The following is a 7,985-nucleotide window of genomic DNA, read 5'->3' on the forward strand; positions in this document are numbered from 1 at the left end:
GGGCCGCCAGCGGTACCCATATCGCGCCTGATCTACTCGCCCACGTCTCGCCGTTGGGATGGGAACACATCAATCTAACCGGGGAATATCGCTGGCCCAAATCCTTAGCGTAGGATTCCGCCCCCTCCCGCAAACGCCCCCGGTCAGTCGCCGACCATGAGGCCATTGCCGGCCTGAAAGGCATCGAGACCAAGCTTCTCAAACTGGCAAATGACGTCGAACAATGAGCATCTTGGCTACCGCAGCCACGATTCTAGGATCGGCTTCTCACATCCTTTGGGAGGAGCGGCCTGCTGCGGCGATCATGCCGCCTTGGTCTGGTAGAGCTGCGCCTCACGGTTGATAAGGATATCGGCTAGAAACCAATAGGCCTCGCCCCATGCCGTCAATATTTCCTCGGTCGCGGCTTCGCCGAGAATATCGCGGATGGCGGGGAGCAGCGCGTTCGCCACGGTGGGGTAATGCTCGGGCTTGATGTGTGTTTCGACATGACGCGCGGCGATCCGCTCGATCGCCGGTTTCAGCGCGTCGAGCTTATCGACATTCTGCGCGAAGGCGAGGATCGCCGCCGCGAGCCGCTTGGGCTGCGCGCCGGATTCGTGCGCGGCCATGTCGAACAACGCCTTGATCTCCGGATCGACGAACAGGCGCTGGTACATGCGCGTGGTGATCTCCACGCCATGCTGCTGGAGCGCAGGCGCCGTAGCTTTCACCAAAGCCATTGTTTCGGGGGAGAGCGGTTTGGACATACAGACGTGCTCCGGATTTCAGACCCTGACAAAAGAGACGATCAAAGTGACGGGAGGGATCCAGTCGGACAAGGAGCGTGGGCCGAAGAGACAGGCATGCGCGATGAACCCAAGGCTTAGCGGCGGGGATGACCCGTATCCGGATTCGATCATAGCTCGACCGCGGCCAGAGGGGCGAGCAAGGTCCACACGACGCCCGAGACGGGAAATTCCAACTCGGCACGGCCGCGCAAGCTGCGGCTTGCGGCCGTGCATATCAGCCGCGATCCAAAGCCCCGCCGCTCGGGCCTGACGACTGGCGGGCCGCCATGTTCGGCCCATTGCATCCAAAGCTCGGCCTCGATGCCCGATCCCAGCACTTTCCACGTCAGCTCGATAGTGCCTGTTTCGTTGGACAGCGCACCATATTTGATCGCGTTCGTCGCCAGCTCGTGAAAGGCGAGGGTCAACGTCATCGCCGCCTTGGGGCCGATCGTGACCGTGGGGCCATCAAGGCGAAGCCGCTCCGCGTAGAGGGTGAAGTGCGCCAGTGCATTCTCGGCCAGCGCCGGGAGGGGCGCGGTCTCCCAATTATGGGATAGAAGCTGCTCGGTCGCGCTACCCAGCGCCGCCAATCGCTCGTCAATGGTCGATCGGGCGTCTTCGATCGAATCGGCCGCCTGCAAGCTCTGGCTGACAAGAGAACGAACGATAGTGAGAATGTTCCTGAACCGATGCTCAAGCTCACGAATCCGGGTTTCAGTATCGACCATAACTCTACGCGCCCCCTACCCGGCTATTTAGATCAATCGATCGCCCAAGACGAACATTTTGCATGTCCGCGTGGAGCGCAGAGCCAGACGGCGCGTTGCTGCGCTGGTCGGTGGAACGGCTGCGTAAATGCTTGGTGCGACATGACTACACGAGACGGGATCAGCGGCCTTCGTGTGCTGGTTGTTGAAGATGATTACTGGGTCGCGGCCACGCTGGTTGAGATAATATCCGACGCCGGCGCAGAAGTCGTCGGCCCTGTCGATTGCGTGCGGGACGCCCTCTCGGCGCTGGACTCGTCGCCTCATGTTGCCAGCCTCGATGTGCAACTTGGCTCCGAAACCTCATTCCCGATCGCGGACGAACTGAATCGGCGCGGCGTGCCCTTCATCTTCGCCACGGGCGCGGCCAGCATGATCCCGGCTGTCCACGCCTCACGCCCGACCTGCCACAAGCCCACGTCGCGCGAGCTTCTGATCGGAGCGCTCTGCCGCGCGCTCGATGCTGCCTGCTAAGCTTGATCGCCATCGGTTTCGGCGCGCACCGCCGCGTATATAGCGAGCGCGTTGGCGAACTCATCGATACTGGCGATGCTGGCTCTGTCCATCGGCGTGCCGATCACCGCGAAAGCTTCGCCCATCGCTCTGATGAGTCCTGTCGGGCTGCTCGCTCGTCATGTGGCCTCCATTACCCGGAGCCGGGACGGAACAGGAGCGTCCCGGCCTCGACCGGTCGTTGCGCAGCCGATCTCCACGGCGTTCTTCCCGGCGCGCTTGACCGCGTACATGAGCTGATCGACCGCGTGCATCAACGAGGGCTCGTCGCGCGGGGTATCAGGCTGAATCAGCAGCGCGCCCATGCTGCACGTTACTGGATGAGGCGTGCCGGCTAGAACCGATGACAGGCGCTTGTGGAGCACGCGGGCGAAATACACCCCTTCCTGGGCCGAATGAACGGGAAGCAGAAAAGCGAACTCGTCGCCGCCGATCCGCCCGAAATCATCCTCCCACCGGACGATCCCCCGCGCGCCCTGCGCAAAGGCGCGCAGCACCTCATCGCCGGCAACATGGCCGTGGCGGTTGTTGATGCCCTTGAAGTCGTCGAGATCAAGGATCGCGAGCAGGAAGGATTGCCGGGCAGGCACCGCTAGATCGAGACGATGGACCACGCGCTCGCGGAACGTCTCCTTGTTGAGCGCATCGGTCATGCGGTCGCGCGCCGCCAAGTGGTGCTCTCGGTCGAAAGACCGGCGGAAGCTGAGAACAATGGCGGCGACGATAACATAGGTGACGGCACGCACGGCCATCCTTGCCCCTAGCAGGGCGGGAGAGAGCCTGGGCAGCTCGGCGACATGCGGCACGACGGCGAGGACGGCCGCGACGATCGCCACCAAATAGCCAGCGCGGCTTCCTAGCGCCCAGCAGGCGGCGCAGACGATCGGAATATAGAGCGGCGCGAGACCTATTCGGGGAAAATGTGCGTCCGCCAGCGCCAGCGCCGTGACGCTGAGGAGAATCGCGAACCAGGCGCGTTCGCGCGGCAAGGAATGAAGATGATCGGCGAGGCGGCCGACAGGCAGATGGCTATTCACGCATGTCCTACTCGGTCAAAAGGTTCTCCAAGCTCATTCCCGCCCCAAGTGTTCCTGTGCAGCCGGCGGCACGCCCCATTTCGGAGACGTGCCGGCCACTGAACCGGGTGTTGGAAACCTGAAACACGTCAGGCGCGGACGCCTTTGGCCGGGTGGCTTGGACATGCGCGCCCGCCACCCGGTCGATGAAGCTCGACCGGCTCGTGTTTCAGGAGGTTTCCACGCCTCCACCCGCGTCTCCGCAGGTGCGCGCACGCTACCGGCAAACTGTTAAGAAAAGCAACAAGCCAACCGGCACACCGGGGTTCAGCCGATCTTGACGCCCCGCCAGTCCCGCTTTTTCCGCAGGCGGACGGGCAGCTTGGCCTCTGGCGAGGGTGTATCGCGGCCAGTCCTGTCGGCCAGCAGCGGCGTTGATCGCTCATCGATCAGGGCGCGCAGCCGGGTCCGCCCGCGAGCGACACGGCTCTTGAACGTTCCTGTAGCAATGCCGAGCTGCGCCGCTCCGTCCTCGACGGACACGCCCTGGCTCGCCAACAGCACCGCCTCGCGCTGGTGGGGCGGGAGTTCGCTGAGCGCCCAATCCGTATCGCGCAGCCAGATGGCAAGACTCTGGGTCTCGCCCACGTTCAGCATCCGGTCGCGCGCATCCTCGGGCAGATCGGCATGGAAACGCGCGCGGCGGCGACCGGTGAGGAAACTGTTCTTCATTATGGTCCGAGCCCAAGCGGCGAGGCTCGTTCCGGCCGCGAAGCTGGCGCGCGCGGCCCAACAGCGCAGCATGGTGTCCTGCAAGAGATCGTCGGCATCGGCACCGCCTCCGGTCAGCCGCCGGGCATAGGCGCTGAGCGCGGCCGCCTGTGCAATCAGCGCAGCTCCAAAGTCATCGTCGGGCATGGCGATCGGTGACGGAACGCGGGCAGGCGCGGTGGGCGGCATCTCATTCTCCGGGCAGGCTTCTCCTGCCCTCAAGTGATATAGGCCGCGCAAGCCGCCGATGTTGCCGGGCCGACCTCTTCGCACCCCGCTTCGTCCCGTCTCGGTCGATCAGGGCTGCATCCGTGCTATAGGAGGGCATAGCGTGAATAGTACGCCAGACAACGCTAGGGGCGAACAATCAACGAACATTTATGCGGCGCAGCTATCTTTTGGCAGGTTGAGCGTCTTACGTTCTGCAGACGCTGCAACTTTATCCCATAGAAAGTTACCTGAGAAGGCAATGTGGCGACCGGTGCCTATCGCGCCAAGGCGACAACCGTCGATGCTCTTGCTGACACTCTCTATGGTTCCGGCCTGTGTCCTGCGATCCGTGAAGAGACATTGTTGTGCGCTACTGCGACAAGGGCAGTCCGCTCATTGTGCAATGATAGAGTATCAAGCTGGACCTGACGGTAGTGTAAGCAAGAAAGTTCAACGATAGACTATATTGTATAACGTAGTTATACTGGCGTTCGATACCCTACAATGCCACAACATCTCCCAGGTTCGATTGGAGCAAGAGGTAGGTCAGGGCCGTCGCGATCTTGACAACGAACCCCGCCCCATTCATTAGAAGTGGAAGACTACGCCGCCCATGGGCCGCAGACTGTCAAAATCGTAGGTTTCCATCTGAAGGCGAATGCGAATGCCGCTATTACCGGTTACGCCGCCCAGACCGATATCCTTGGGTCCAACTTCGACGCCCACGCCATACACCCAGTCCTTTTGGTCGCTGTAGGCGCGCTTGCCATTAACCCACTGATATCCGGCAGAGGCAAACACCATTCCGCTCTCGCCGGCCCGCGCACCAATGCGGCCACGAACGCCATATTCCCAATCGATGTCGTTGAAGCCCTTGCTGGCGTTACCCTCCGCACCAACAAATACCGGACCCAAGGGAATGTTGACGCCTGCAATCCCGCTGATGAGCGCGCCGTTCATGCTACCGCCACGCGGCGAGCCGAATTCGCTATCTTTGTCGAAGGTGTGATACCCGCCAAGGACGCCAACATAAGGCTCGATGCCAAATGCATCAGTGCCGTCGGGAGCGGTCTCCTGTGCAGACGCAAGCGTAGGAACAAAGCAGCAGACAGCGGCAGCAAGGATCAAATTCTTCATGTATCTCTCTTCAAATTTGTTCGTACCGAAACTGTCGGTAAGTGACCTGCTAACCCCGAACGTCAAAGAGAGTTTCGACAAGTAACAACAAAATGGCAGAAGTGACAAAAATGCCACTTCTGCCATGATGGTGATCAAGCGAGAAGACCGTATTTCAGGTGTCCCGCATTGCTTAGGTCAGCGCGAGGCAACTGCCGCCGGCGTCAGCCCCTTGACCACGGTATAGCCGCTTTCGATCGTCGGCACTGCAAGGGTAGCAACCTGCTTCAGAGCCGGATCGCTGCCCTCCAGAGCGTAGCCCTTCTGCAGTGCCCACATCGACGGAGCTTCATCTGCCATCTGCGTCAGATAAAGATTGTCGAAATCGTCCTTGCTCTTCTTGAGCAAATCAATTGACGCAGCACGCTGCGACGAGAGAGCTAGCGTAGGCTTGGCGATTTTTCGATCCTTGTTGGAGAGGGCGGCAAAAAGCGAGTCCCGCTGTTTCTTTGCTTGATCATAGTCTGCCTTCGCGTAGGCCTTCACATCGGCACGCTCAGCCTTGCGCAGCGCAAGCTGCGAAGCTGCAATACGATAGTTGAGAGCATCAGCACTCAGCTTGACGTAGTCGGAAGCCGAGACCTGACGTTGGGGCTGGATCGAGAACACCGTGGTGGTTTCACCTGCGACGTTGGTCTGCGCGACGCCCGACATGGTCTGGGCATAGGCGACGGGGGACAGAAGGGCGGCAGCCAGAGCAGTGCCGATAAGATAGCGCATTGCATTCTCCACAAAGTTTGGTGAACGCATTACGCTGCTGCGCCGCTCTCGTTCCCGCCATTGATGAAGAAGGAAGGTCTGCAGAGAGTGCGTCAGTCATCCTTCGGCCAAATTTTCCCACGCCTTGAATAGCTTATTGTTCACAATATTATTGCCTCAAACAAAAAAATGGAGATCATATGAGCGCTTTGGAGGGCATAGCGTCGGGGGTGCGCCAGACAATGCTAAGGGCGAATAATCGGTGAATGTATAGAGGTTGAGATCAGACACCCATCTTGAGCCCGCCCTTCCTCTTCTCCCATGGTGTAGAGTTTGCGCATATGTCCGGTGTCGAACAAGGGCGCATCAGCGTTCGGGGCGGCTTCATCGATTGCGCATATGGAGAGCCGGATTTTACGCTCCTGCGCAAAGCTGCGTAGATCATCGATGATCGTCCTGTCCGCTTCGCCCAGCACGGTGGAAAGCGCACGCGACACAAGGCTCAAAGTGCGCGGTTTCGACACCTTGAACTTCGGCGCAAGTCGGCCATTATAGAGGATGTAGATCGCCCCTTGCGAACCGTCTGTCGGCGCATCGACCATCATGTCGCGTGGCAACAGGAAGAAGCCGCTGATCGTGCCGCCATCGACGTGAAGTTGAGGACATAGCGTGGAAGGTACGCCAAACGATGGAGTGGATGGCTCCCGCTCACCGGCTGAGGCAGACTGCCTCGGCTGAAGAGCGAGGAGACGGACGATGAGTGAGATTGTCACGATTGGGCTGGATATCGCGAAGTCGGTGTTCCAGGTCCATGGTGTAGACGCTGCGGGTCAGGTGGTTGTGACCCGGCAATTGAAGCGCGGACAGATGTTGAAGTTTTTCGCGGCATTGCCTCCGGTTCTGATCGGGATCGAAGCCTGCGGAACGGCGCATCACTGGGGTCGGCAGCTCCAGAACCTGGGCCACGACGTAAAACTCATCCCGCCGATCTACGTGAAACCTTACGTCAAGCGGCAGAAGAACGATGCCGCCGATGCCGAAGCGATTTGCGAGGCGGTGACGCGGCCGACAATGCGGTTCGTCGAAATCAAGTCAGTTGACCAGCAGGCTGGCGGCGTGCTGCACAAAACGCGGGCACTGCTGATCAAGCAGCGGACGATGATGTTCAATGCCGTGCGCAGCCATCTGGCCGAATTCGGTCTTGTGACGGGTACCGGCGTGGCGCAGGTGGTGCGCATGGTCGATCGGCTTGCGAAAGGGGACGAACTCGATCTTCCGGAACTGGCGCGCGAGACACTCGGCGTCTTAGCGCGCCACATTCAGGAATTGCAGGACAAGCTCACCGGGATCGATAAGCAGTTGACCCGCTGGCATTATCGCAACGACGTCAGCAACATCCTTGAAACCATCCCCGGCGTTGGTGTGATCACCGCCTCGGCGCTCGCATCGATGGTGACCAACGCGCAGAGCTTCAGGTCGGCCCGCCATTTCGCCGCCTGGCTTGGACTCGTGCCCCGGCAAAACTCGTCAGGTGGCAAGACCCGCCTGGGCAAGATTACCAAGGGCGGCAATCGCTACCTGCGACAATTGCTGGTCGTCGGTGCGACTTCAGTGCTGCGGCATGTCCGGGCGGGCAGCGTCAAAGGCTTTGAATGGGCCAAAGCCTTGCTTGATCGCCGTCCGCCCAAGGTCGTGGCCGTTGCTCTGGCCAACAAGATGGCGCGTATTGCATGGGTGGTGATGACGCGCGGCGTCGAGTATGAAAGAAAGGAATTGGCGATCGCAGCCTGATTGGCAGGCGATGGCAAAACAAGGTTGAGGTGTGAAGACCGACTGAAGGCAAGCCATTCGATCCACCGAGCTTCGGCAAACCTGCTTAGCGTACAGGACTTCGAGTCCGCGTAAACGATGAGGAGGCCAGGGCTGGCGGAATCCTTCAAGGCCAGCAGCCGTATAAAGGCTGCACATAAAGGCCGGACACGCGACTGCACTCGATATGGCATGTCAGAACGTCAGAAAATCGCACCGCAACGCGGGAGCCATCCACACGCAACGCTAAG

Annotated in this window: 11 protein-coding genes; 3 read left to right on the forward strand and 8 right to left on the reverse strand. The window is 60.3% G+C overall.

The genetic code is table 11. From position 1 onward, the window contains the following. Positions 1-113, forward strand: a 113-nt coding sequence (locus AC13EK_RS07510) for a Tn3 family transposase (protein WP_197209705.1), incomplete at its 5' end; no start/stop codon positions are given. Between the two features lie 189 nt (positions 114-302). Here AC13EK_RS07510 and AC13EK_RS07515 read toward each other — a convergent pair. Together AC13EK_RS07515 and AC13EK_RS07520 are read right to left on the reverse strand one after the other, a co-directional pair. Next, on the reverse strand, positions 303-749 hold the full coding sequence (locus tag AC13EK_RS07515) for a globin domain-containing protein (protein ID WP_029547632.1): 447 nt from the start codon (positions 747-749) through the stop codon (positions 303-305). 149 nt (positions 750-898) lie between these two features. Continuing rightward, on the reverse strand, positions 899-1,501 hold the full coding sequence (locus AC13EK_RS07520) for a sensor histidine kinase (RefSeq protein ID WP_010337034.1): 603 nt from the start codon (positions 1,499-1,501) through the stop codon (positions 899-901). Positions 1,502-1,642: 141 nt separating this feature from the next. On the opposite strand from AC13EK_RS07520, the gene AC13EK_RS07525 reads away from it, so the two are divergent. After that, entirely contained in the window at positions 1,643-2,014 is a 372-nt protein-coding gene (locus tag AC13EK_RS07525) for a response regulator (RefSeq protein ID WP_029547633.1), read from the forward strand. Here AC13EK_RS07525 and AC13EK_RS07530 read toward each other — a convergent pair. The 6 genes from AC13EK_RS07530 to AC13EK_RS07555 all read right to left on the reverse strand — a co-directional run bounded on the left by AC13EK_RS07530 (position 2,011) and on the right by AC13EK_RS07555 (position 6,530). Then, entirely contained in the window at positions 2,011-2,139 is a 129-nt protein-coding gene (locus AC13EK_RS07530; protein ID WP_257211714.1) for a hypothetical protein, read from the reverse strand. The two genes, AC13EK_RS07525 and AC13EK_RS07530, sit on opposite strands and share 4 nt — an antisense overlap. Positions 2,140-2,172: 33 nt before the next feature. Then, positions 2,173-3,090: a GGDEF domain-containing protein gene (locus AC13EK_RS07535; protein ID WP_037525041.1), complete on the reverse strand. Its 918-nt coding sequence runs from the start codon at positions 3,088-3,090 to the stop codon at positions 2,173-2,175. 306 nt (positions 3,091-3,396) lie between these two features. Next, entirely contained in the window at positions 3,397-4,029 is a 633-nt protein-coding gene (locus AC13EK_RS07540; RefSeq protein WP_010337037.1) for an RNA polymerase sigma factor, read from the reverse strand. 609 nt (positions 4,030-4,638) lie between these two features. Then, positions 4,639-5,187: a hypothetical protein gene (locus AC13EK_RS07545; protein WP_010337038.1), complete on the reverse strand. Its 549-nt coding sequence runs from the start codon at positions 5,185-5,187 to the stop codon at positions 4,639-4,641. A gap of 177 nt (positions 5,188-5,364) precedes the next feature. Next, positions 5,365-5,946: a DUF4142 domain-containing protein gene (locus AC13EK_RS07550; RefSeq protein WP_010337039.1), complete on the reverse strand. Its 582-nt coding sequence runs from the start codon at positions 5,944-5,946 to the stop codon at positions 5,365-5,367. 224 nt (positions 5,947-6,170) lie between these two features. Next, on the reverse strand, positions 6,171-6,530 hold the full coding sequence (locus AC13EK_RS07555; protein WP_037525043.1) for a hypothetical protein: 360 nt from the start codon (positions 6,528-6,530) through the stop codon (positions 6,171-6,173). Between the two features lie 151 nt (positions 6,531-6,681). Between AC13EK_RS07555 and AC13EK_RS07560 the strand changes: the two genes are divergently transcribed. Continuing rightward, positions 6,682-7,716, forward strand: a complete 1,035-nt coding sequence (locus tag AC13EK_RS07560; RefSeq protein ID WP_010338606.1) for an IS110 family RNA-guided transposase — start codon at positions 6,682-6,684, stop codon at positions 7,714-7,716. The last annotated feature ends 269 nt before the right edge of the window (positions 7,717-7,985 follow it).

This window comes from Sphingobium sp. L-44 (assembly GCF_056859495.1).